Below are 26808 nucleotides of genomic sequence, written 5' to 3'. Positions count from 1 at the left end.
CATTCATCATATTAATTATAAACATTTAATATTTTCAAAATTATGAAAAAAATTATATACTGCATTTTTTTAATGCTAATTTCATTCTCATTAGTTTCACAAACTGCTCTACCAACACCAGAACAAATAGCACAAAAAGACAAACAATTTTGGTCTAAAGCTCTTATAAATATTTCTTCACAAATTAAAACAGGTGTTTTATATTCCAAAGTAACTCCGTTTAGTAATTTATACAACTTTAATACATTGGCACACAATACAGCGAATAGCAGCCTCTTTACACAAGCAATTTCAGAATTGTACAATGCAAGTGACAAAACGCTTTTTATAGCCACAGCACAATTAAAATTAAAAAAACAACAATTATATGCCGCCAAAGCCAGCAACACAATACCAAGTATAAATATTGGCGTGTTAAATACTTCCTTTGATTTTTTATTTTATGATGAAGAGAATGAAAGTAATGGCGGCTTAACGCTTGTAAATGGTGTTTTTAAACCTATAGCAGGCAAACCTTCCGTTTTTACCAAACATATTACATTAATTAGCCCCCAACAAGAAATTATAACCACAACCAATAGTGGCGACGTTAATTTCAGGTTAGATAATTCACTATTTTTTAATAGAAACAAAACCATTAAAAAATTAGTAGCCAATTTTAATACAACCACCAATTATACATTAGTGAACAATAGTGCCCCTACAAATACCGTTGCAAAAATTAATTACACTACAGCTGGTAAAAAACTAATTACATTTACCGCAACATATAAAGATAATACTACACAAACCACCTACGCTACTATAACTATAGTAAAACCAAAAATACAATTACAAAAAAATAACAATTGCCTAAAAAGTAATGTATTACCTTTTACTTCTACCATCCCTTTTAAAGCATGGGACGAAAACACAGCCAAGTTCGGCAAAATGGAATATAAAATATTCTTTGGAAAAAACAACCAAACTGGAAGTTGTGGAATAGCGAGAGTTAAAAAACCATTTATTGTTATTGATGGTTTTGACCCTGGAGATACAAGACGAATTGAATTAGAAGATTGTGATGCTATTTGCCAAAAATTAAATCAAGATGAAAATGATAATTTTATAGCTTCAGATTATGAATCAATCTATGAACTGATGAAATTTAGTGAAGACCCAAATGATAATATAGTTACTAAACTACAAGAAGAAAACTACGATGTCATTATTATTAATTTACCTACAATAAGAGCAGCTTATGATCATAAAAAAATTATACACGATTATGGCGCAGATTATATAGAGCGTAATGCCATGAGTTTAGTCTCTTTTATTCAAGAAATAAACACAAAACTTACCGTAAATAAAAGTAAAGAAAAATTGGTAGTTGTTGGGCCAAGTATGGGTGGGCAAATAACCCGCTTTGCATTAGCATATATGGAGAAAAAAGAACATGAAACAAATAAGGTTATTTGGAACCATAATACCCGTTTATGGGTAAGTGTAGATAGCCCGCACCAAGGAGCAAACATACCATTATCAGTACAAGGTAGTACTTATTTTTTAGGTTTTATAGCTAAAAAAGAGGGTGCTAAACAAAAGTATGAAGCAAGTTTACGCTCGCCAGCAGCAAAACAAATGCTCATAGACCATTATGATAATGTTATCAATTCACGTACTAAGTCACCATATTTCACTAATTATCAAACTGCTTTACACGCAAATGGCTTGGCAGGTTCTAATGGATACCCTACAAAATCTAGAAATATAGCGATGGTAAAATGGTTCTATGTCGGGTAAAAAAGTCGCCACACCAGGCCAACGCTTTTTAGATATGAGAGGTTATATAGATTTATCTTTTCTTATTTTTGATTGGACAATAAATGTATTTACAACAAAAAACAACTACCAACCAGAATATAATAAAACGGAATTACTTTATGACACACGAACTTATGGTGCTGGTTTTTTATACATTAGCTATCATAGAGGAAAATATAGTTTTACAAATAACAATAAAAAAGGAAGTTTAGATGTAGTTCCAGGTGGTCTTTTTAATTCTGGTAATGATTATAAAGAAGAAGCAATTAAAGAAATTAAAGGTAGTAGTGCTAGAAGAAAAATGTATATTCCTTCTACTGAAGAAGGGTTAGTAAACCCTCATGCTTTTATTCCTACACATTCTGCTTTAGATACAAAGGGTTTTAAAGATTGGTATCAACCAATAGACCATAATTTGGTTTGTAGCAAACAAACACCTTTTGACAGTTATTATGGCGAAGAAAACAATACACCTCACGTCACTTTTACTCAAAAAGCAAAAAATTGGTTGTTTAAAGAATTAGGAGGTTTTCAGCAAATACCTGCAAATATTGTAGATCATAGTTTAACTTCTCCTAGAGTTACGTTATGTCTAAATTTGAAAAATGAAGTAATAGTTAGCTTAAATTCAGATCCATGTACATCATCAAAAGCAATAGCATGGGAAATTTCTTCTAATTTAGAAAAAATAAACGCCACACCATATTCTATTACTGTAAAAGCGATAAATGATGATAACTCAAATGCCTTTATTAAGGCTAAATTAGAAGATGGGCATAACACTTTGAAAAATTTCAACATTTTAGACAAACCCACAATAAGTTTTAACAACACTTCTTTAAGAGACGCTATTTTAGCAGGGGTTGCACCTTCTAATTATCCAGATGTTTTTATAACTGAAGGCAGTAAAATTAAAATAAACCAAACCTTAGTGCACACTGTTTCTTGGAAATACACTAGAGAGAGAAAATACATTCCAGAAGATGCTCCTGGTACACACACTTATTACGATCCTGCTTCTTTAGTTGGCGACTTTCTACCTTATTTTTCTTGTGAAGACGATATTTCTTCCTTTTCTTTACCTTCGAAAAGTGTAGCAGGTTTGGTACCATTAATCGATTATCATTTTCAAGAAGAACTTTATAGGGTATTACCAGATAATTATAACAATCCATTGCCAGATGGAAGTGCTTATCCTTTCGATTTGCCAACCATACAACAAGCTTCTTTAGATGAAAGTTCTAAAATTGTATTTAGTGAAACAGGTTTTTTAGAAGTAGAAGTTACCGCACAAAATGATTGTGGTTGTGCAACAGATACCAATGTGTATAAAACTGCTATTCCAGCATCTACAGCCACTACACCCCAGCCCTTTGTTACCTTTACTTTAACACCTAATCCAGCAGAAGACGGTTTTGTAACCGTGACTTTAGATAGAAGAACTAAAACAACAAACCCAGCAACCATAGAAAATATAAACTGTAACATTGCCTTTACAAAAGTAACTACAGGTACTACTCTACTTACTAAAGAGATAACTTTTAGTAATAATACCCAAGTCGATTTAATTAATTTGAGTAATTTTAGCACAGGCGTTTACACAGTTACGGTTACCTCTAGTTATGGTACAACATCTAAACAGCTTATTATAGAATAGGAGTAAAATAAAACAACACTATTTTAAAACGTCATTAAAAAAATTAATGGCGTTTTTTTATGCTCAAAAAGAAAATCCTTATCTTGGCTATCTATAGTGTAGCTTCTTTTATTTTTAGCTAATTTTATTTATATTCTAAATCCTAAATTTTGAACATAAAAGAAATTTTTAACCTCTTTTTATTAATAAGCGCTTTGCACGGCTTTTTATTTTGTTTTCTTATCTTATTTTCTAAAAACGGAAGAGAAAAAAGCATGTTGTTTATCAATTTATTGGTGTTAATTATTTCTTTAAACAACATTCAATCTTGGATTCTCGCCAAAGATTTTTTTATCGAATATTTTTTTCTAGATTATATACACATTCCTTGGCATTTTTTAATTGCGCCTTTCTTTTACATGTTTCTAATTCATTATTTAGAGATCGAAAAACGGAGTAAAAATCTGTTAAAAATTGTGCTTCCTGTTTTTCTTTTCATTATTCTTATACGAATTGGTTTTGTTTCCTTTTTTAGCGATAGAAACACGGCAGACATTGCTCACCTTTTCGAAAAATATACCTCTATTGAAGAAATTTTCTCTTTAATTGTTTCGCTAATTATTTTTGGATACTCTTTTACAATTTTATCGAAAAAAGAGAAATTATTTACCAAAATACTGTCTTACGATAATTTAAAATGGATTTATACTTTCTTTAAACTCGGCCTGTTAACCTATTTTTTTTGGATTATAGCATTGGCAATAACAGTTGCGTTAGATTTTAAAGAATTTATCTACTCTTACTATCCATTAAGAGTTTTAACCACCATTTTAATTTATTGGATTGGCTACCAAGCATTATTACAACTCCGTTTATTAAAAGAGCGTAAAAAATTAAGAAAAAAATTAAACTTTACCCCTATTATTCAAGTGAATGATGGTATTGTAGAAGAAAAAGATGCGGATAAAAAAATAGTTTTCGACGAAATACAATTGCTCATCCAAGAAAAAAAACTCTTTATAGAACCGAAACTAAATGTCGATTTTTTAGCAAACGAAGTAAATATTAGTTCTAATAAACTCTCTAACATTCTTAAATTATGTACCGATAAAAATTTTAACGATTATATAAACGAATTTCGCATCGATTTTGCCAAAGAACTTTTAGCAGACCCAGAATATAGAAATTATACGATTACTTCTATTGGTTTAGAATCTGGTTTTAACTCAAAATCTACCTTTTTTGCTACCTTTAAAAAACATACTGGGTTTACTCCTGTACAGTATCAAAAAAATATATACAAATTAATGTTATCCTCTAAAAAAGAAAGGCAGCAATCTTAAATAACAAATTGTTTTCTAAACTGGTAATTTCGAAAATAAAAAATTTCTTAAAACCAACTATCCTCGGCATTCTTTTCAATTAAAATCTATTATAGTTTTTTAAGTACGTTTTTTTTATCGTCGATAACATTTTTATGTGATTGATAATAACAAATAAAAAATGATATAAGACTATAAATAAGTCCAGAATTTCCTAAATGAGTCCAGAATTCCACAAATGAGTCCAGAATTCCACAAAATTGTAAAATTCTGGACTCTTGTTTTTAACCGATTGCTAATTTGGCAGAGAATTTAAAAGAACCTTAACTATGAAAAAAATACTTTTATTTGCCGTTTTAATTTTAAGCATACAAAGCTACGCTCAAGAAACTAAAAATAAAAACTTGGGTAAAAATGAGTTTAAAGTAAACCTCGCCTTTTTAATTGCTGGTTACCCAGAAATAACTTACGAGAGATTATTGTCTAACGAAACTTCTTTTGGAATAACAATGGGATTTTCTATCGATAATTCTACAAACTCAGAAAACAATACCAATTATAATTTTAGTTTACTTCCTTATTACAGAATTTATTTTGGCAACAAACCCAATGCAGGTTTTTTTATTGATGGAAACCTCGCTTTATACTCACAAAAACAAAGACATGGAGATTTTTTTTCTGAAGATAAAAAAGGCGGAACTGGATTTGGGTTTGGTTTTGGAATTGGAAAAAAATACAAAACAAAAAAAGGTTGGGTTGGAGAGTTTTCTTTCGGATTAACAAGAACGCTTATAAACAAAGACAAAATAAACTTATTGTACCCAAGATTTGGAATAACTGTCGGAAAAATATTTTAAAAATCTTTTTGAAAAAGAGAATGTAATTTCGAAAACGTCGCTAATTTTTTAGTGGCGTTTTTTAATACTCAAATTCTAATTTATTATCTTGCTTTAAATTCTATTTAAAACAATTTATGAAGCAATTTCTAAGAATCTTTTTTACTTTTTTATTTTTTACTACAAACGCACAAGATGTTGCCATTTTAAAATACAATGGTGGTGGAGATTGGTATTCGAACCCAACAGCAGTTCCTAATTTAATTCGTTTTGCCAATACAAACATTAAAACCAACATTTCTAAAAATCCGCAAACTGTAGCTGTTGGCAGTCAAGATATTTTTAACTTTCCAATGGTTTTTATGACTGGGCATGGAAATGTATTTTTTTCTGATGATGAAACCGAAAACCTGAGAAATTACTTAATTTCTGGTGGATTTTTACATATTTCCGACAATTATGGTTTAGATAAATTTATTAGAGCGGAATTAAAAAAAGTATTTCCGAAATTAGAATTGCAAGAAATTCCTAGCAATCATTCGATTTATAATCAAACGTTTAAATTTCCGAACGGAATTCCAAAAATACACGAGCATGACAAAAAACCTGCGCAAGGTTTTGGAATTTTCTACGAAGGCAGATTGGTTGTTTTTTACGATTACGAAACCGATTTAAGTGATGGCTGGGAAGACGAAATTATACACAACAACCCTAAAAGTGTTCGAGAAAAAGCCTTAAAAATGGGTGCAAATATTATAGAATATGCTTTTAAGAATTAGTTGGCAGTTAGCAGTTAGCAGTTAGCAGTTAACAGTTAACAGTTAACAGTTAACAGTTAACAAAAATAAAAAATCTAAATATTGTTATTTCGAAATAAAAATAAATAAAAAATCGAGTACATTTAAAATCTTACAAAAACCTCGAATACAAAACCTTTAATCTTGAATTCCAAAGCATGCAAAACGCGATAGACATCGATTCTATAAAAATAAATTTCGACACTAATGGTTTGTGGGTGTTAAACATTGCCATTGCCATTATTATGTTTGGAGTCGCTTTGGGCATTTCTATCGACGATTTTAAACGGCTTTTTAAAAACCCGAAAATTCTTTTTGTAGGTGTTTTATCTCAGTTTATTTTATTACCTGCATTTACTTTTTTAGCCATTTTAATTATAAATCCGTACCCAAGTTTTGCTTTAGGAATGATGCTAATTGCAGCCTGCCCTGGTGGAAATGTTTCTAACTTTTTTAGCAAAATGGCTGGTGGAAACGCAGCACTGTCTGTAAGTTTAACTGCTTTTGCCACTTTAATTTGTATTTTTATGACACCTTTTAATTTACAATTTTGGGGAAGTTTGTACGAGCCAACAAACCAAATTTTAAAAACGGTGGAATTAAATTGGATAGATTTGTTAAAATTGGTTGCTTTAATTTTAGGAATTCCGTTATTTTTTGGAATGCTAATTAAACATTACCATTCTAAAATGGCAAATAAAATAGAAAAGGTTTTAAAACCATTATCTATGTTGGTTTTTATCGCATTAATTTTTATTGCTTTTTCACAAAATTTAGATGTTTTTGTAAATCACATTCATCATGTAATTTTCTTGGTTATTTTTCATAATATTTTTGCCTTTGTATTGGGTTTTGTTACTGCGAAATCTTTTAAACTCAATAAAAAAGATACCAAAACAATTGCTATGGAAACTGGTATTCAAAATGGTGGTTTGGGCTTGTTATTAATTTTTGGTTTTTTCGATGGTTTGGGTGGCATGGCTTTACTAGCTGCTTTTTGGGGCATTTGGGATGTGTTTTCTGGAATTCTTTTGGCAACTTATTGGGGTAGAAAACCCAAAAGTAAAATGGCAGTAAAACAAATGCACAATTTATGATTCAGAAAATTTGGTTTACATTACTTTGGTCTTATATAAAATTTGGCCTCTTTTTTTACTCTAAAAAAATTACTGTTTTGGGCAAAAAAAACATTCCTAAAAAAGGGGCTGTTTTATTGGCTGTAAATCACCCCAATGGTTTGGTAGATCCTTTATATGTTACCACTGTAAAATTTCGACAAAATTATTTTTTAGTAAGGGCAGCTTCTTTTAAAAATCCGTTAATTAAAAAGATTTTAGAATCTTTAAATTTAATGCCTATTTATCGAATTAGAGATGGAATAAAGCAACTTTCTAAAAACCAAGAAATTTTCGAAAAGTGTTTTAATATTTTGGCAAAAGGAGAAACTTTAATGATTTTTCCTGAAGGAAGTCATCATAAAAAAAGAACCATAAGACCTCTTAGCAAAGGGTTTACAAGAATAATTTCTGGTGCTTTAGAAAAACACCCTAATTTAGATATTAAAGTGGTACCTGTAGGAATTACTTACCAACATATTTCTAATTTTCCTGCAAAAGTGTGTATAAATTATGGAAAACCAATTGCGACCAAAGCTATTTTTAAAGCGAATACTCCAGCAAAATCGAGTAGTATTTTAAAACAAAAAGTTACAGAACAGTTACAAAAATTAACTGTTTACATTCCTGATGACAAAAATTACGAGCAAACTTTACAAAAACTAAATAATGCGCAAGTAGATTTTACAAAGGTAGATGCTGTAAATAAAATGATTAAAAACAACGCTATTCCCGAGAAAAAAACGCCCCAAAAAAACTATTTAAAGCCGTTACTTTATCTTATTATTTTAAATAGTATTATTCCTTTTTTAATATGGAAGAAAGTTGCTAAAAAAATCGACGAAATTGAATTTATAGACACGTTTAAATTTGGTTTAAATTTTGCTACTTGTTCTTTATTTTACTGTTTACAGGCTTATATTATTTGTGTTTTTTATGGTAATTTAATAGGTTTTTGTTATTTAATAATGGCTACTTTGTTGATTTTAATTTACGTAAAATTTAGTCCTACAAATGCAAAAAAGCATACGGAATTAACGAAAGCCAGCAAACAGGTTTAGCCCAGATTGAAGCAATTGTTTGAGCTCTTTTTTGCTCTTTTCAGCAAAAAAAGCGAGTGCGGAAAGCTGGAAATAGCTCCAAAAAAAAATGCATCATAAAACCCGACACGCAATTGTATCGGGTTTGTACATTCGACTTTCGAAGAATGAATTTGCACTAAGAGTATTTTAATATTTTGCTATAAAAACAGAATTAATTCTACTAAAAAGTTGCACTAATAATAAGTAAATCGCCTAACTTTTGCGATGTGTTTTGCCAAACGAATTACTTGATGCGAATAGCCATATTCGTTGTCGTACCAAACATAAATTACAATAGAATCTCCATCTGTAATGGTTGCTTTGCTATCGAAAATCGACGGCGCAGTGGTACCAATAATGTCGGAAGAAACCAATTCGTTATCCATAGAGTATTTAATTTGCTCTACCAAATCGCCTTCTAAAGCGTTTTGTTTCATAATTGCATTTAGGGTTTCTTTTGTAACTTTTGAGCGTAATTGTAGGTTTAAAATGGCCAAAGACCCGTTTGGAACTGGAACTCTAATGGCATTAGAGGTAAGCTTATCTGCTAATGCTGGCAACGCTTTGGCAACTGCTGCGCCTGCGCCAGTTTCTGTAATTACCATATTTAAGGCAGCTGCTCTTCCTCGCCTGTATTTACTGTGCATATTATCGACTAAATTTTGGTCGTTTGTGTATGCATGGATGGTTTCTAAATGCCCCTTTTTTATTCCGTAATTATCTTCTAAAACCTTTAAAATGGGTGTAATTGCATTGGTTGTACAAGAGGCTGCAGAGAAAACATCTACCTTATCTGGGTTGTGCTGCTTGTGGTTGACTCCGTGTACAATATTAGGAATTCCTTTTCCTGGAGCTGTAAGTAAAACTTTGCTTGCTCCTTTCGATTTTAAATGCCTGCTTAATGCTTCTTTATCTCTAAAAGCACCTGTATTGTCTATAATTAAAGCCTCTTTAATTCCGTATTTTGTATAATCTACATCTTCTGGATTGTTTGCAGAAATCATATAAACTGTTGTTCCGTTGATAATTAGTGCATTGTTTTCTACATCTGTTTGTACAGTTCCTAAAAAATTGCCGTGTACAGAATCGATACTTAATAACGAAGCTCTTTTTTCTAAAACATTCTCGTTTATGACTCCACGAGTTACGACTGCTCTTAGCCTTAGTTGAGAACCTTTGCCCATTTTGGTCATTAATTCTCTTGCCAACAAACGCCCTATTCTACCAAAACCGTATAAAACAACATCTTTTGGCTTTATGTTTTTGGCTTCTGTGGCATTTTTTAATTTCTTTTTTACAAAAGCTACTTTGTCTTCGCATAATTTTGGACTTAAATAACATTCGTATGCTAATTTTCCAATATCTAATTTCGAAGATGGTAAATCTATTTGCTGAATTGCCTTTGCAATATCTAAAGCATCTGTAATTGTAATTGGCTTGCTTACAAATTCTCTGGCATAATCTATTAAATTTAAAACTTCGCTAGCTCTTTTATCTACTAACGGATTTCTAAACAATACCAATTCTATAGATTTATCGTACCATAAGTCGTTTACGATATTAATAAATTGAACGGTTGCCCTTCTTGTTTGTGCTTGTGATAAAACTTCTTTGTTGTAATCTATAATTGTTGACATCGTTGTGTAACTAAAAAATTAAATTTCCGGCAAAAGTATTTCTTTTTTTTACAATACGAAATCGATTTCGTAAAATTTTCGTAAATAAAAAAATAATTCCCTGTATCTACTTTTTAACTACATTTTAAAGCCGCCTTAAATTTGTATCTATTATATTTACAAAATATCTTAAGGCTACGTACCTTTTCTTAAAATTACATTTACAAAACACCTGTTTTATTTGTAATTATAAACTTTATATTTGTAAAAAATTAAAAATATTATAAATGAAAAATTTTGGCATTTTACTTCTTACACTTCTAATTTTAAGCTCGTGTACTAAAGAAAAAGATTTTGTAAGCTTATCTGGAAAGCTGGATAATAATAAAGATTCTTTAATTACCATTGCTGGGCAAAAAGGCCCTATAAAAACCATTAAAATTAACGACGATGGTACTTTTAAAGATACTTTACAGGTTAAAAAAGCCGATATTTTTACTTTTCAGACTTCTACCTATAAAAGGTCTCCTATATATTTAAAGAATGGTTACGACCTAGATTTAAAAGGCAATGCAGCTAAGTTTATGAGGAGCTTTAAATTTTCAGGAAAGGGTGCAGATAATAGTAATTTTTTAATTTCTCAAATAAGCGAAAGTCAAAAAATTGGAAATCCGGCTTTAGTTTTAAAACTATCTGAAGAAGCCTTCGAAGAAAAGGTAAATTCTATAAAAAATAGGTTTGATAGTATTTTAAATTCGTACAAAGATTTAGATACGGCTTTAATTTCGAAAGCAAATAAGCAAACAGATTTAATGGTTTCTTATTTTAAAACTGAATATGCTAAAATGAGCTCTATTAGAAAAGGAAAAACATCTCCAAAATTTGAAAACTATATGGATTTTAAAGGTGGAAAAAAATCTTTAGATTCTTACAAAGGAAAGTATGTTTATATAGATGTTTGGGCAACGTGGTGTGGTCCTTGCCTACAGCAAATTCCTTACTTAAAAGAATTAACAAAAGAGTACAAAGGTAAAAACATCGAATTTATAAGTATTTCTACAGACGAACCCACAAGAAGTGGTGGTTCTTGGGAAACTGCAGAAAAAAAATGGAGAAAAATGGTAAAGGAACGCGATCTTAAAGGTGTACAACTTTGGGCAGGAGAAGACAATTCTTTTCAACAATCGTATCGAATTACCGGAATTCCACGATTTATTTTAGTCGATCCGAATGGAAATATTGTAGATGCCAATGCCCCAAGACCTTCGCAACCAAACTTAAAGGAATTGTTTACTTCTTTAGGAATATAGTTGGGGTTAATATTGTACTTCGTTGTTATAAAGAATCGAATTTTTTAGCGGATTTGAAATTCTGTTTTTTGTAAATAGAATTAATTACATTTGCTTACGATTCTTATTAATCTTGCCAAACATTATGAAACAAATTATTATATTTTTACTACTTATTATTGCTTTTTTTATCGGGTTTGGAAAATATCAACAATATAAAAGATACCACTCGCCAAATGTAAATTATAAAACAAATGCAAAAATTGATGTAAATTATTACAACAAAGAAACTGTGTTAAATTACAACAAAGCCATCGAAGATTTAAATAGTTTTATAATGTTACAATGGACAGCAAACGAAATAGATGTTAGAACTCCAGAAGACGATGATACTGAAACAAAAGTTGCTGTAAAAGAATATGCTAAAAAATTGGCAAAAGTTAAGTATTATGAAGCTATTTTAGAAAACTCTAATCAATTAAAAGAAAAAGGTCTTTCTAACAAAGAAGTTAAATTTTTAGAAGAAACTGGCACTAATTTAAAAACGCATCTTCTAAAAAAAGAAAATACTGTTTATAAAAATAATATGAGAGCCTTGTTTGCTGACTCTAAAAAAATAGTTTATAACCAAAAAACTGCGCTAATTTACGAGGTACAAAAATTACTGGTTAAAAATGGTTTTGATATTGCTGTAGATGGAATTTACAGAGTAGAAACTTCTAATGCAATTAAATCTTTCGAAGAAAAAAACAACCTTCTTGCAGATGGAAAATTAGATGTTTTAACTTTGGATGTTTTGTTGGAGTAAAAATTAAACTTTTTCGAATTCGTTTTTTTGTTTACTTACTCTGGTCTCGCTTTTAATTTTCTAATATAAATGGAATATACAAATACCGTTAAAAACCAAATTAGAATTACTGTAAGAGAAAATAAGTGATATTATTTGTCTAATACACTAAAAAACCATTTCCAAAATATAGAAATTTTACTTTGTATCTGCCAACATTTTTGGTGTTGCAACTGTTCTAAAACCAATGTGATCTGCACTTGAACTTGGCTCCATTCCCATTCTTGCAGAAATTCTAAAACTCGCACAATAAGAAGCATGACATAAAAAAGACCCTCCTTTCATAACTCTTTCTAGTTGATATGGGTTCGAAGGTGAATAAGATGTATTTGCCCCTTTTGGGTTGTTTAAAACCTCTTTTGGTTTTATAGATTTGTAGTAATTTACATTGAATAAATCCGTAGTCATTTCCCAAACATTCCCTGCCATATCATACAATCCTATACTGTTAGGTGGATATGATTTTACTGGAGAAATATATTCGAAGCCATCTACAGAATTATTTTCTGTTGGAAATTGCCCTTGCCAGGTATTTGCATTTGCGTCTAGTTCTGCCAAATTATTTCCCCAAGCAAAAGTATCTGCTGTATTATTGCCTTGTGCAGCAGACTCCCACTCTGCTTCTGTTGGCAATCTTCTATTTGCCCATTTACAATAAGCCAAAGCATCGTCGTAACTTACGTGTACAACTGGGTAGTTGTCTTTTCCTTCGATAGAACTTCCTGGACCTTCTGGCTGTTTCCAGTTTGCACCAACTTTCCATGTCCACCATTGTTGGTAATTGTTCATCGAAACGATTTTGCCTGCATGTTTGTTAAAAATTAAACTTCCTGGCTGCAAAATAGAATCTGCTGGTTTTTGAGTTCCTGCTGGTAAATCTTTTTTAATTTCGTTCCAATCGATTGGCTTTTCGGCTGTTGTAATATAATTCGTGGCTTCTACAAATGCTCTAAATTGCTTGTTTGTAACTTCGTGAACATCAATAAAAAACCCATCTACAGAAACTTTATGTGCAGGTTTTTCGCGCATCATAGCATATGGGTCGCCTTCTTTTGCCCCCATTAGAAAAGTTTTTCCTTCCACCCAAACCATTTCTTTAGGAGTTTTTACATTGTTTTTCGAAATGGTTTTTGTAAGTTTTTCGTTTTTAACTGTCGTTTTTGCCTTCTTTTTTTGGTCACATGAAATAATAAAAGAAAAGAATATAGAGAGTGTTATAAAGGTAAGTTTTGTTTTAAAGGTCATAATTTATAAATGTAAATATGTAATTCTATTAGGCTATTGTGTAATATTTGTTATTTTTACCACAACAATTTACAAAGGTACATATTGAAATTTATTATTGAGGTATTTTCTATTTTCATTTTATTTTTTGCTCAAAATAAGTACGCTCAAAATAAAATTGAATTTTCGCAACTTGAGGGAGAAAATGTTTCTACCCAAAGTATTACTTATGCTATAAAACAAGATTATATTGGTAATATTTGGATTGCTTCTGAAGAAGGAATATTAAAACACAATTCTAAATTTTATAAGGTTTACAATACTTATAATGGATTGCCAGAAACACTTAGCAACAGAGTAAACGAAATTTTTATTGCTAAAAATAATAATATTTGGGCAGGCTTAGAAAAAGGGGTTTGCTTGTATAATAAAGAGTTAGATAAGTTCGAACTTATTAGCAGCGAAAATAACATCAACCCATCTTTAGTAACCTCTATTGATGAAGATGCTGCTGGCAATATTTGGATTGGCGGATTTAATGGTTTGTGGATGTACAATTACGCAACCCAAAAAATTAAAAATGTTGGGTACCAAAAACCAATTGAAACCCTTGTTGTTTTTAAAAATGATGTTTATTGTGGCACTGCAAAAGGACTTTTTAAATACAGTACAGAAACTAAAAAAATCACAAAAATCGAACTTTCGGAGGCTATTAAAGACGTTCATTTTATAAATAATATTAAAAACACCATTTACGGCGCAACAAAAAAAGGAGTTGTATTTAAACTAAAAACGGTTTTCGATAAAATTTCTTTCGATAAAATCATGTACGATTTTAAGTTTACTGTAAAAGATATTATCGAAGGAAAAAATAACAGCATTTATGTTGCTACAGATGGCGATGGTATTTATCAATTAGATGATAAAAGCAATATAATTCGTCATTTTATACAAGATTCTAACAATCCTAGCTCCATTTCTAGTAATGGGGTTTACGATTTAGAATTAAGTTCAGAAGGTATTTTATGGGTTGCTACTTATGGAGGAGGCATTAATTATTTTAACTCTAAAAGTCTTCCTTTTTTAAAAATTCAACATCAGCTAAATAACGAGAATAGCTTATCTAGCAATTTTACAAGAAGTATTGCAGAAGACAAAAACGGAAATTTATGGTTTGGAACCAAAAAAGGATTGAGCATTTGGAATCGTAAAAAAAATACTTGGAAACATATTTCGCAGTTCGACCGTAAAAACAAATCGTCTGTAATCGTTTTAGCCATTGAGGCAGATAATAATTTTATGTGGATTGGAACCTATAATTTTGGGTTGTATAAAATTAATGTCAATAATTTTTCTATTACAAGCTTTAACGACCAACACAAAAACAAAAATCTTATCACTAAAATTTATGCCATAAAAAAAGACTCAAATAACACGATTTGGGTGGGTGGTATTGATAAAAATTTAATTGCAATTGCTCCTTCTGGAACTATAAAAGAATTTCCTATTCTTCATATTAAATCGATTACAGAAGCTAATAACGGAACCATTTTAGCAGCAGGAAGAAATGGAATTTATAGAATCAATCCAAAAAATAATAACTTTAGAATTGTCGAAGATTTAGAACCTAGTAAAAGTACATTGGCCTATTCTTCCATTCATGCAGTCGCAGAAACCTCTAACAACAACTTAATAATTGGCACAAATGGAGCTGGTATTATTTTTTACAATTCAGCTTCTAAAAAAATTAAAAAACTAAATATTAATTCTGGCATGCCTTCGGATATTGTACAAGGTGTACTTTTAGAAAACGACAGTGCCATTTGGGCGAGTACCACAAGAGGACTTGTAAATATTAAAACCTTAAAAAAAGATACCATTATTAACATTTACGATAAAAAAGATGGTTTGGCAAGTACCGAATATAATTACGGAAGTTATGCTATGTTGAATAAAAACCTAATGGCTTTTGGTGGTGTAAATGGGGTTACTTTATTCGATCCAAAAAAAATTGTGATTCAAGAACAAAAGCCAAAGTTAGTTTTCGACGAATTTAAATTATTTAATCAAGGGATAAAACCTTCGGAAAAACCTTTAGGAAAACATATTAATGAGACTTCGACCATTCTTTTAAAAAGTAACGAGAATTCAATAGAAATAGAATTTACAGGAATACAACACAGTACTTCTAGTAAAATGAAATATTCTTGGATTTTAGAAGGTTTCGATGAAGATTGGTCTAAACCCTCTGTTAATAATTTTGCAGCTTACACCAATTTAAGTAGTGGTAACTACACCTTTAAAGTAAAAGCTATTAATAAATACAATTTCGAAAGTGATCTTCGAACCATTCAAATAAAAGTAGCATCTCCTTGGTGGACTACCACAAGCGCATTTGTTATTTATGGAATTATTTTTATTCTTTTAATATTGGGCGTTATTTATTTTACAACTGTAATAATGAATAAGAAAAATGCCGAAGACCAAATTGAATTCTTCAACAATATTACTCACGAAATAAAAACCCCACTAACCATCTTAATGTCTTCTTTAGAGAACATTACAAACGAAAGTTCAGATACTACAAAAAACTCTAATAAGAGAATAAAAACAACGGTTAAGAGAATCAACTCACTTTTCGAACAAATGCTAAATTTCCATAAAGTTACCTCTCAAGATAGTATATTTCAGGAAGTTTCTAAAGTTGATGTAAATAAGTATTTACAACGAAGAATTAACAATTTTAAGCCTTTAACAGAAGAAAGAAACATTTCTATAGAAGTAAATAATCATTGGACAGATCAAATTTTTTATTATTACAGAGATGTTTTCGATAAAATTATACTAAACCTGCTTTCTAATGCCATTAAGTATTCTTTTGATAACGGAAAAATTACCATCAATTTACACAAAACCCCAAAAGGAGAGCTTCAAATACAAATTGCAGACCAAGGAATTGGCATTCCTAAAGATCAACAAAAATTTATTTTAAAAAGATATTACAGAGCAAGAAACGCAATTAATAGCCAAAGACCTGGAACAGGATTGGGTTTAATAATGACCAAAAAATTAGTTGAAAAAACAGGTGGAAACATCAGTTTTGAAAGTTTAGAAAACAAAGGCACTACTTTTACCATCGTTTTAAAAAATTTAACATCCGAATATAAAGAAAGTACCATACAAGAAAAAGAATTAATACAAATAGAAAATGCAATTGAAGAACAAACCGAACTAGATAAATTTAGCAATGCAAAAATTTTAATTGTCGAAGATAATGATGAGTTAAGAGATCTTTTAGTGGAAAAACTAGGAACTTATTTTCAAATTTTCGAAGCCAGCAATGGAGTTGAAGGTATTGAAATCGCATCGCAGCATTTTCCTGATATTATCTTAACCGATTTAATTATGCCAAAAATGGACGGAATGGAAATGGCAAAACAATTAAAAGAAAACATTAACCTAAACCACATTCCTGTTTTTATGTTAACGGTTTTACAAAACTCTACTCAAAAATTAGAAAGCATAGAAGCTGGCGTGTCTGAGTATATCGAAAAGCCTGTTGATATTAAATTACTACTTGCAAAAATTTTAAATACCTTAAAATTTCAAATAAAATTACGAGAAAAATACGTTCACGATTCAGATACAGAAAACGCTTCTTTATTTAGAAACCAAAAAGACCAAGATTTTTTACAAGATTTAGAAAATAAAGTTTTAGAAAATATAGAAAATAACTCGTTCTCTGTACACGATTTATCGAAGAGTTTTGGAATGAGTAGAACATCTTTATATATGAAACTAAAAAACTTGGTAGATTTATCGCCACAAGACTTTGTAATTCACACAAAATTAAAGCAAGCAAAAAGCTTATTAATTAAAGGCGAGTTAAGCATTAAAGAAGTCGCTTACAGTTCTGGTTTCTCTAACCCCAAATATTTTAGCACTTCTTTTAAAAAGTTCTATGGAAAAACACCAAGTGCATTTATAGAAAGTCTAAAAAACAATTCTTTTTAAAAAAAATAGAAATTAAAATTTCTTACCTCTTTTTTTACACATCCTCCACAAAAACTCAATAAAATTGGTTGTTTTGACAATTATTGAACCTTTTATGATGTTAATTAAAAGTTAAATAAACATTTAAAAATTAATTTAGCATCAAATAAATCAAATCAAAATTATGAAAAAAACATTCTATTTAATTTTGCTATTCCTGCCACTTTCGTTTTTGGCACAAACAACTTTAAAAGGTAAGGTTGTAGATGATTCTAAATACCCCTTACCAGGAGCGTCAATTATCGTTAAAGGAACAACAAAAGGAGAAATTACCGATTTCGATGGTAACTTTACCATTACAATAAGTAAAACACCAGTAACATTGGTTGTTAGTTATTTAGGTTATAAAACAAAAGAAGTTCTAATAGACAAACAAACTAACATTACAATAGAATTAAAAGCAGATACTCAGCAATTAGAAGAAATTGTGGTTATTGGTTATGGTTCTGTAAATAAAAAAGATTTAACAGGTTCTGTTGCTTCTGTAAAGGTAAATGAAGTAACTGCTCAACAAAACACAACAGTCGATCAAATTCTTCAGGGTAGAGCTGCTGGAGTTCAAGTAACTCAGAATGCAGGTAGTCCTGGTTCTGGTGTTTCTGTAAAAATTAGAGGTGTTAATAGTTTAAGAGGTAATAACGAACCATTATATGTTATCGATGGAGTTATTATAGCTTCTGCAGGTGAAGACGCAGGAAACGCTGGAGACAGTAATTCTCTTCAAGAAAATCAAAGTGGGTTAAATGGTATTAACCCTAGAGATATTGAAAATATTGAAGTTCTTAAAGATGCTTCTGCTACTGCCATTTATGGTTCTCGAGGAGCAAATGGAGTTATTATTATTACTACCAAAAAAGGTAAAAAAGGTAAAATCTCTATTTCTAGTTATTTAACCACAGCCGCATCTAGTATTGATCGTAAAATAGATATGTTAAGTGGTTTAGAATTTGCTAAATACCAAAATGATGTAAATGCTGTAAACTCACAAAATCCAGACTATCAAATTACAAATGGAGAGGTTTTTAGAATTAATGCTGATGGATCTGTGAATACAATTGCATCTAGACAAGCTAATTGGCAAGATGAATTCTATAAAATAGGATTTTCTCAATCTGCTGGTGCTTCTTTTAGTGGTGGTTCTGAAAAAGGCAATTACTTTGTTTCTGTTGGTTACAATAACCAAGGAGGAATCGTAGAAAACTCTAAATTTCAAACAGGAAACTTTAATGTAAATATTGCACAAGACCTATCAGACAAATTAAAATTGAATGCGAAATTTAGTGCATTTTTAGGAGGTGGTAATTTTGCGCAAGATGGTGATAGAGCAGGTGGAGGTAATCGTAGTTTTGTAAATAATATCTTAACGTTTAGACCTTTAGAGGATGAAGACGGAGGTATCGTAAATCCAGATGATGCATTTGGCCCTAGTACATGGATTAATGATTTCGAAGATGTTTCTGAAGAAAGCCGTTTTATTGCAATGATGGCACTTACTTATAAATTTGATGTAAAAGGGTTAAGCTTTAAGTTTCAGGCTGGTGGAAACAAGCGCGAGAAAGAAAGAAGAAGGTATTATGGCATTTCTACTTTTATTGGTGGGCAAGGAAATGGAGTGTTTACATCTACAAAGTTAGACACAAAATCTTATCAGGTAAACAATTTACTTACCTATAATAATACTTTTAACAAAGAACATAGAATTAATGCTGTTGCTGGAATAACCTATGATGTTAGAGAAAGAAAAAATACTTTATATGCAATATCAGATTTCTCGACAAATATTTTTGGTTCAGATTTACCTAATTACGGTCAAGCTGTTACTAGACCTTTAACTGTAGAGCCCTCTAAAACACAATTACTATCTTATTTAACTCGTCTAAACTATACCTTTAAAAATAGATATGTTTTAACGGGTACATTTAGACTAGATGGTTCTTCTAAGTTTTCTAAAAAAAATAGATTTAGTGCATTCCCATCATTCTCTCTTGCTTGGAGAGCAACGAATGAGAATTTCTTAAAAAATTCTAAAGTTATAAACAATTTAAAAATTAGAGCAGGTTGGGGTAGAACAGGTAATCAAGCTATTGAACCTTACCAAACATTTGGAAATTACACTAATGTTTTATACGGTACAACAGGTAATACTACAGCTATAGGATTTGTTCCTGCAAATATTGGTAACAGCGATTTAATTTGGGAAACAACAGAACAAGTTAATTTTGGTATAGATTTCGGTTTATTCGACAGTAAAATTACAGGTAACATAGATGCCTATAGAAAACAAACTGACGATTTATTACAATTAGCAGCTATACCTGTTTCTAGTGCGTTTTCAAACTTATTAATAAATAGAGGAAGTATTCAAACAAAAGGTATAGAATTTTCTTTAAATGCTAACTTAGTTGATAAAGATGATTTTACAATTGATCTTGGAGGAAATATAGCTTACAGTAGAAATAAAATTTTAAACTTAGGTCTTCCTACTTCAGATGTTTACATTAACGGAAATTTAGAGCAACGCTCTTTTTATTTGGGAGACCCAATATCATCAGGAACTTTTTTTAGAGTACCAGCAAATATTTTTATAGAAGGTGAACAAATAGGATTGTTTTATGGCTATGAAACAGATGGTATTTATCAATCTGGAGACCCTATTAATGTCTCAAATACAGTTGCTGGAGATGTTAGAATCATTGATCAAAATAATGATGGAGAAATAAATGCAGACGATAGAACTGTTATAGGTAATCCAAACCCAGATTTTATATTTGGTGGATATTTAGATATGAAATATAAAGGATTTAGTCTAAATGTATTAATGAATGGTGTTTACGGGAATGATATTGTTAACGGAACAAATGTTCGCATAGGTTATGCAAATGGACAAACTCACAATATTATAAGAAAAGCCTATACAGAGGCATGGTCGCCTACAAATCCATCTACAACATATCCACGAGTTGGTTACAATAAAGAAAATCAAGCTCTAGCAATTAATGATAGACAAGTAGAAGATGGTAGTTTTTTAAGAATAAGTAACATTACTCTAGGATATGATATTCCTGTGGAAAAATCAAAGTTATTTAGTAGAGCCAATATTTTTGTTTCTGGATCTAATTTATTTACTTTCACAAACTATAGTGGTTATAACCCTGAGATTACTAGTTTTTTATATAATGGTAACATTATAGGAACTGATTGGAATGGAGCGCCAAATGCTAAAACCATAACATTAGGTTTAAACTTAAATTTTTAAATTAAAACGTTCAAAAAATGAAAAATTATAAATTTACATTATTGTTAATTTTTGGTCTAATAGCTTCGAGCTGTGATCTAGAAGAAGAACCTCCATTTTTAGCAAATGAAAACGTGTATAGTACTGCAAGTACTGCAACATCAGCTTTAATTGGTATGTATCAAAGCCTAATAACTTATGATTATTATGGAAATGAATTTATGAACTTAACTTGTTTAAATTCTGGTTTTGGTGTAACTAAAAGAGGGGGGCAAAGAAATACAAATATTCACAACACTACAACTGCTTCTTTAAAACCAACAAGTTCCACAAGACAAGTAGAACTTGCTTGGTCTTCTATGTATAGAACTATTGGGCTAGCTAATGATGCCATTAAATCGGCTAAGGTTGTTGAAAATCCTGTAACACAAGACGATAAGGTTATTAATGATGTTATTGGGCAAGCTTATTTCTTAAGAGCTTTTAATTATTTTAATTTAGTTAGAATGTGGGGAGAAGTACCTTTAAGAATTTCACCAGCAACCAAAGAAACTATACATTTAGCAAAATCTCCAATTAAAGATGTTTATGCTCAAATTATAAACGATGTTAAAATGGCTCAAAGTTTAATGAATTCTTCAATTGGCGACTTTGCAGTAAAACCTTATGCAGCAGATATGTTGCTGGCTAAAGTGTATATGCAGTTAGCAACTGCTCCAGCAACACACCAAGAAGCAGGTTTAAATTATTGGGATTTAGCTTACAAAGAGGCAATAAAAGTCTATGGAGCTTATTCATTATATCCAAGTTATGCAGGCTTATTTGAAGTTTCTAATGGTAATAATACAAGCGAGTCAATTTTTGAACTTCAATCTTCAGAAGGTGCATCATCAGATCATATTAGAGCATTTACTCCTTCAAACTTCTCAACATCACAAAACTTTGGTTGGTTACAAGTAAACTCAGAAGTATACGATTTACATGCAACAACATACCCAAACGACCCTAGAATTGAATCTACATATCTTAGCGAGTTTATTAACGTGAGAAATGGTAAACCTTTTAAGCTTTATCCAGTAGTACCTAGAAGTAATAATTTTTTGAGAAGTTTCCCTTACTTTTTTAAATTGGGAACTAAAAACCCAGAAAATGTTAGCACGTTGCATAATAAAAATTTTAAAATTTATAGATATGCAGATTTATTATTAATGCTAGCTGAAATTTCAAATGAATTACAAAACGGAGAAGAATTAGGTTATGTTTCCGAAGTTTTAGCAAGAGTTGGTTTAACTCCGCAGGCAGAATACTCTGGAGGTAAAGATTCTTTTAGAAAAGCAATTATGAAAGAATATCAATTTGAATTATTGTTCGAAGGTCAAGATTGGTTTACTAATAGACGTAGAGGTTACACATATTTTTTAGAGAATGTAATTAATTATCATAACAATCATCCTAATTTTAATCCAAGAGTAGATGTTAAGCTAGAAACAGACGAGGCAACAGTTATGTATTTACCAATACCGCAAATTGAAATTACTACAAACCAACTTATTTCTGAATAAACAGTTTTATTTTATTAATTATAAAGTTATGATACTAAGTTTCTTAAGAATTATAAATTTATAACATTTAAGTGAACAAAAAATCATTAAAAATATTAATAGTTATATTATTTTCCAGTCTTATTACAGCTTGTAATAAGACTGAGAAGATAATAGATAACAACAAAAAAATTGCTTATTTAGATACTACATTATCTATCAATAAAAGAATAGAAGATTTAATGTCTAGAATGACATTAGAAGACAAAGTATATCAAATGTGCCAATATGTAGGTTTAGAGCACATGAAAAAAGCAGAAACCAAAATCTCTAAAAAAGACTTAGACAAAAACGATGCTTTAGGTTTTTACCCAGGCTTAAACAACGATAGTATTGCCAAAAGAATCACACAAGGTAAAATAGGTTCTTTTTTACACGTACTTACTGCAAAAGAAGCCAATCAACTACAAAAATTAGCTTTAGAGGCTCCTTTAAAAATTCCTCTTTTAATTGGTATTGATGCCATTCATGGTAATGGATTGGTTAAAGGTGCTACAATTTACCCCTCACCTATTTCACAAGCAGCTACTTTTTCTGATGCGTTAATTCAAGAAAGTAACAAACAAACAGCCATAGAAATGAGAGCCAATGGTATGCACTGGTCTTTTACACCAAATATCGACGTTTTAAGAGATCCTAGATGGGGAAGAACAGGGGAGACTTTTGGAGAAGATCCTTTTTTGGTTGGAAATATGGGCGTTGCAACCATAAAAGGGTTACAGTCTAATTCCATAAATAAAAATAGTGTTATTGCCTGTGCCAAACACTTAATTGCTGGTAGTTCTTCTATCAATGGAATAAACGCAGCTCCTACAGATGTTTCTAAAAGAACATTATTCGAAATTTTCTTACCACCTTATAAACGCGCTGTAAAAGAAGCAAATGTTTTTTCTATTATGGCTGCTCACAACGAAGTTGCAGGCTTACCTGGCCATATGGATTCTTTTATGATGACCGAACTTTTACGAAATCGATGGAATTTTAAAGGTTTTTACGTGAGCGATTGGAACGATGTTGCTAGAATTGCCAATTGGCATCATGTGGCTAAAGACTTTAAACAAGCTATCGAATTTTCTGTAAACGCAGGAATGGACATGAACATGCATGGGCCGTTTTTTGACGAATATCTTATAGAACTTGTAAAAGAAGATAAAGTGTTAGAACAAAGAGTAAATGAAGCTTGCTACAAAATTTTAGAAGCAAAGTTTAAACTAGGTTTGTTTGAAAACCCTTTTGTAGATATAGAAAAAGTAAAAAAGATAAATTTCTCAAAAGAACATCAAAAAACAGCTTTAGAACAAGCTAGAAAAGGAATTGTTCTACAGCAAAACAACTCGAACTTTTTGCCACTTTCTAAAAAAGGAAATAGAAAAACAATATTTATTACTGGGCCAAATGCCAACAACGAAACCACTTTAGGAGATTGGGTAAAACCTCAACCTAAACAAAACTACACAACCATACTTAAAGGCATTAAAAATCTAGGCAAAAAATATCATTACAATATAAATTATTACAACGCTGGAGAACGTTCTAAAGAAATAACTACAACAAAAATTATTGAGGCAGAAAAACATGCAAAAAAAGCCGATATTATTGTATTAGTCTTGGGCGAAAATTCTTTTCGACACGACCCAAAAAGAAAAACTACAGGAGAAAATGTAGATAGAGCCACACTACAACTATCTGGAAATCAACTTCAACTAGCAAAAAACATGCTAAAAATTGGCAAACCTGTAATTGTTGTTTACGTGAGCGGAAGCCCAATTGCAGAACCTTTTATTGAAGAAAAAGCAACTGCTGTATTAAATACCTGGGAAACAGGTGCTTTTGCAGGGCAAGCAACTGCAGAAATTTTATTCGGAGACGTAAACCCTTCTGCAAAACTACCTTTAACAATCCCAAGATCTGTAGGGCAATTACAAATGGTTTACAACCACAAACCAACCAATTATATACACAGATATAATACTGAGTTAAAAACACCTTTGTATCCCTTTGGATATGGTTTAAGTTACACCCACTTTAGTTTTGAAGAGCCAATTTTATCTAAAAAAGAATTTTCTGGAAAAGACGATGTAATTACTGCAACTATAAAAGTTACAAACACAGGAAAAATCGCTGGCGAAGAAGTGGTGCAATTATACATAAGAGACAATATTAGTACGTTTACGCGACCTGTAAAAGAACTTAAAGCATATAAGAGAATTTCTTTAAATCCTGGAGAATCAAAAAATGTTTCTTTAGATATTACTGCGAACAGTTTGGCGATGTACAATAAAGATTTTAATTATGTGGTAGAAAAAGGCGATTTTACAATTATGACAGGTAATTCGTCGGCTTCAAAAGATTTAAAAGAAACCACAATTACTGTAACTAACACTATTCAACTAAAAGAATAAAATGAAATATTTAAAAAGAAATATTCTAACCACACTTATCGTTTTAGGTGTTCTATCAACACTTTTTTATTGTGGAAACAAAAATATAAATCGGGTTGCACAAAATACAATCAAAAAAGAAAAACCCAATGTAATTTATATAATGGCAGATGATCTTACTACGCAAGCCATAAGTGCATATGGCGGAATTTACAAAGACCTTGCTCCTACTCCTAATATAGATAGATTGGCAAATGAAGGAATGCTTTTTAACGATGTGCTGTGTACAAACGCAATTTGCGGTCCATCAAGAGCTGCAATTCTTACAGGAAATTACAGCAACATAAATGGTTATTACAAAAACGAACGAGGTGGAAAATTTGATGAAACAAAATGGACGTTTCCTCAAGAATTTCAAAAAAATGGCTATCAAACAAGTTTGTTTGGGAAATGGCATTTAGGTACAGAACCACAAGGTTTTGATGTTTTTAAATATCATAATTCAGCAGGTCAACAAGGGCATTATTGGAATCCTACTTTTAATGAAAATGGAAAAGATGTAAAAGAGAAAGGCTATTCAACCAATTTAAGTACAGATTTTGCAATAAATTGGCTAGAAAACGATCGCAAACAAGACGACCCTTTTTTAATGGTTTTACAATACAAAGCCCCTCACAGACCTTGGGAACCAGACACAAAATACGAAAAACTTTGGGACGATATCGAAATGCCTTATCCTTCTACTTTTAATGATACGTATAAGGGCAGAGAGCTAACTGCTGGCGATACAGAAATGACAATGGATTATTTTTCACGTAGAGATATGAAGTTAGAAACGCCAGACAGCCTTAAAAAAGATTGGAAAAAACGTTTAAGCTGGGAATTTTATGGTGCAAAACCTGGTGAAATTGTACAGCCAGAAAACATGTCTGCAGAAGAAGGAAAAAAATGGCGCTATCAAACGTATATAAAAGATTATTTAGCGTGCGTAAAATCTGTAGATGACAATATTGGTCGTGTTTTAAAATATTTAGACGATAACAATTTAACAGAAAACACCATTGTGGTTTTAACCTCAGACCAAGGTTTTTACCTAGGAGATCATGGTTTTTTCGACAAACGTTTTATTTACGAAGAATCTTTAAGAATGCCTTTTATGGTTAGATATCCCAAAAAAGTAAAAGCAAAAACGGTAAATAATGATGTAATTACAAACATCGATTTTGCTCCTACTCTACTAGATTTGGCAGGTATCAATACCAATGAAAAAATGCAAGGAAAAAGCTTTAAACCAATGTTATTAGGAAACACACCTAAAAATTGGGAACAAGCAATGTATTATCACTATTACGAATTTCCATATTGGCATCATGTGCAACCACACTATGGAATTAGAACCCAAAAATATACATTGGCACATTTCTATTACAATATTGATGTTTGGGAATTGTACGATTTAGAAAAAGACCCACAACAAATGCACAATGTTATTTCGGATCCACAATACACAAATGTAGTTGCAAATCTAAAAATTCAATTAAAAGATTTAATGAAAAAATACGAAAATGACAAATCTTTAGCCGACTTTAGAAAAATTACAGATACCGATTTTGGTGCAATTGTAGAAAGTAAAGATGGTGAGCCTTCTGTGCAAGATATTATTACCAATAAAAAGTAAAACACCTCTTGTGTATTTTGATAAAATTCTGTCAATTCGAGTAATTTTTACAATTAAAATGAATAAAATTTGCATCAAGAATAAGAATTTTAACTTTTAAAAAGTGCCCGATACCATTTTTTTCGTTCTTCAATATCACTTAAAATTACATTTTTAAATATTTTTAATTCAAATGTAAATATTTGTTAGAATCTGTTTAAAACACCTATAAACACTTAAAACAAAGAGACAAACTTTACAGTACAGTAAAAGAGGTTTTATATTTTTTGACTATATAAAAACCTCTTTTGATT

At 30.7% G+C, this 26808-nt stretch carries 16 protein-coding genes; 14 read left to right on the top strand and 2 right to left on the bottom strand.

Going from position 1 to position 26808, the window contains the following annotated elements; translation table 11 throughout:
- Nucleotides 1-42 precede the first annotated feature (42 nt).
- The 7 genes from JL193_RS15185 to JL193_RS15155 all read left to right on the top strand — a co-directional run bounded on the left by JL193_RS15185 (nt 43) and on the right by JL193_RS15155 (nt 8570).
- Entirely contained in the window at nt 43-1782 is a 1740-nt protein-coding gene (locus tag JL193_RS15185) for an alpha/beta hydrolase (RefSeq protein ID WP_207971587.1), read from the top strand.
- A complete protein-coding gene (locus JL193_RS15180) occupies nt 1772-3460 on the top strand; it encodes a T9SS type A sorting domain-containing protein (protein ID WP_207971586.1) in 1689 nt (562 codons plus the stop codon). The genes JL193_RS15185 and JL193_RS15180 overlap by 11 nt, the downstream gene beginning before the upstream one ends.
- A 149-nt stretch (nt 3461-3609) precedes the next feature.
- On the top strand, nt 3610-4782 hold the full coding sequence (locus JL193_RS15175) for a helix-turn-helix domain-containing protein (RefSeq protein ID WP_207971585.1): 1173 nt from the start codon (nt 3610-3612) through the stop codon (nt 4780-4782).
- A gap of 308 nt (nt 4783-5090) precedes the next feature.
- Nucleotides 5091-5618, top strand: a complete 528-nt coding sequence (locus JL193_RS15170; protein ID WP_207971584.1) for a DUF3575 domain-containing protein — start codon at nt 5091-5093, stop codon at nt 5616-5618.
- A 116-nt stretch (nt 5619-5734) separates the two neighbouring features.
- Nucleotides 5735-6376 (top strand): DUF4159 domain-containing protein, encoded by a 642-nt coding sequence (locus JL193_RS15165; protein ID WP_207971583.1) that lies wholly within the window; start codon nt 5735-5737, stop codon nt 6374-6376.
- A 176-nt stretch (nt 6377-6552) separates the two neighbouring features.
- Nucleotides 6553-7491, top strand: a complete 939-nt coding sequence (locus JL193_RS15160; RefSeq protein ID WP_207971582.1) for a bile acid:sodium symporter family protein — start codon at nt 6553-6555, stop codon at nt 7489-7491.
- Nucleotides 7488-8570, top strand: a complete 1083-nt coding sequence (locus JL193_RS15155) for a lysophospholipid acyltransferase family protein (protein ID WP_207971581.1) — start codon at nt 7488-7490, stop codon at nt 8568-8570. Before JL193_RS15160 ends, JL193_RS15155 begins: the two co-directional genes overlap by 4 nt.
- A gap of 215 nt (nt 8571-8785) precedes the next feature.
- On the opposite strand, the gene JL193_RS15150 is transcribed toward JL193_RS15155, so the two are convergent.
- Nucleotides 8786-10228, bottom strand: coding sequence for a glyceraldehyde-3-phosphate dehydrogenase (locus JL193_RS15150; protein ID WP_207971580.1), 1443 nt, complete (start codon nt 10226-10228; stop codon nt 8786-8788).
- A 266-nt stretch (nt 10229-10494) separates the two neighbouring features.
- On the opposite strand from JL193_RS15150, the gene JL193_RS15145 reads away from it, so the two are divergent.
- Nucleotides 10495-11517 (top strand): TlpA family protein disulfide reductase, encoded by a 1023-nt coding sequence (locus JL193_RS15145; RefSeq protein WP_207971579.1) that lies wholly within the window; start codon nt 10495-10497, stop codon nt 11515-11517.
- 124 nt (nt 11518-11641) lie between these two features.
- Nucleotides 11642-12304 carry a peptidoglycan-binding domain-containing protein gene (locus JL193_RS15140; protein WP_207971578.1) on the top strand — a complete coding sequence of 221 codons (663 nt, stop codon included), beginning with the start codon at nt 11642-11644 and terminating at the stop codon, nt 12302-12304.
- Nucleotides 12305-12481: 177 nt separating this feature from the next.
- On the opposite strand, the gene JL193_RS15135 is transcribed toward JL193_RS15140, so the two are convergent.
- A complete protein-coding gene (locus JL193_RS15135; protein WP_207971577.1) occupies nt 12482-13588 on the bottom strand; it encodes a formylglycine-generating enzyme family protein in 1107 nt (368 codons plus the stop codon).
- Between the two features lie 84 nt (nt 13589-13672).
- Here JL193_RS15135 and JL193_RS15130 point away from each other — a divergent pair, with 84 nt between their 5' ends.
- From JL193_RS15130 to JL193_RS15110, 5 genes are all read left to right on the top strand, one after another.
- A complete protein-coding gene (locus JL193_RS15130) occupies nt 13673-17581 on the top strand; it encodes an ATP-binding protein (RefSeq protein WP_207971576.1) in 3909 nt (1302 codons plus the stop codon).
- 163 nt (nt 17582-17744) lie between these two features.
- Entirely contained in the window at nt 17745-20876 is a 3132-nt protein-coding gene (locus JL193_RS15125) for a SusC/RagA family TonB-linked outer membrane protein (protein ID WP_207971575.1), read from the top strand.
- A 17-nt stretch (nt 20877-20893) separates the two neighbouring features.
- Nucleotides 20894-22417: a RagB/SusD family nutrient uptake outer membrane protein gene (locus tag JL193_RS15120; RefSeq protein ID WP_207971574.1), complete on the top strand. Its 1524-nt coding sequence runs from the start codon at nt 20894-20896 to the stop codon at nt 22415-22417.
- A 71-nt stretch (nt 22418-22488) separates the two neighbouring features.
- Nucleotides 22489-24858, top strand: coding sequence for a glycoside hydrolase family 3 N-terminal domain-containing protein (locus JL193_RS15115; RefSeq protein ID WP_207971573.1), 2370 nt, complete (start codon nt 22489-22491; stop codon nt 24856-24858).
- Nucleotide 24859: 1 nt separating this feature from the next.
- Complete coding sequence (locus JL193_RS15110) at nt 24860-26515, top strand: sulfatase family protein (RefSeq protein ID WP_207971572.1); 1656 nt, start codon at nt 24860-24862, stop codon at nt 26513-26515.
- Nucleotides 26516-26808 lie beyond the last annotated feature (293 nt).

Origin of the sequence: Polaribacter batillariae, from assembly GCF_017498485.1 — a bacterium.
GTDB classification, from domain to species: domain Bacteria; phylum Bacteroidota; class Bacteroidia; order Flavobacteriales; family Flavobacteriaceae; genus Polaribacter; species Polaribacter batillariae.
This window is presented reverse-complemented; position numbering and strand designations above follow the sequence as displayed.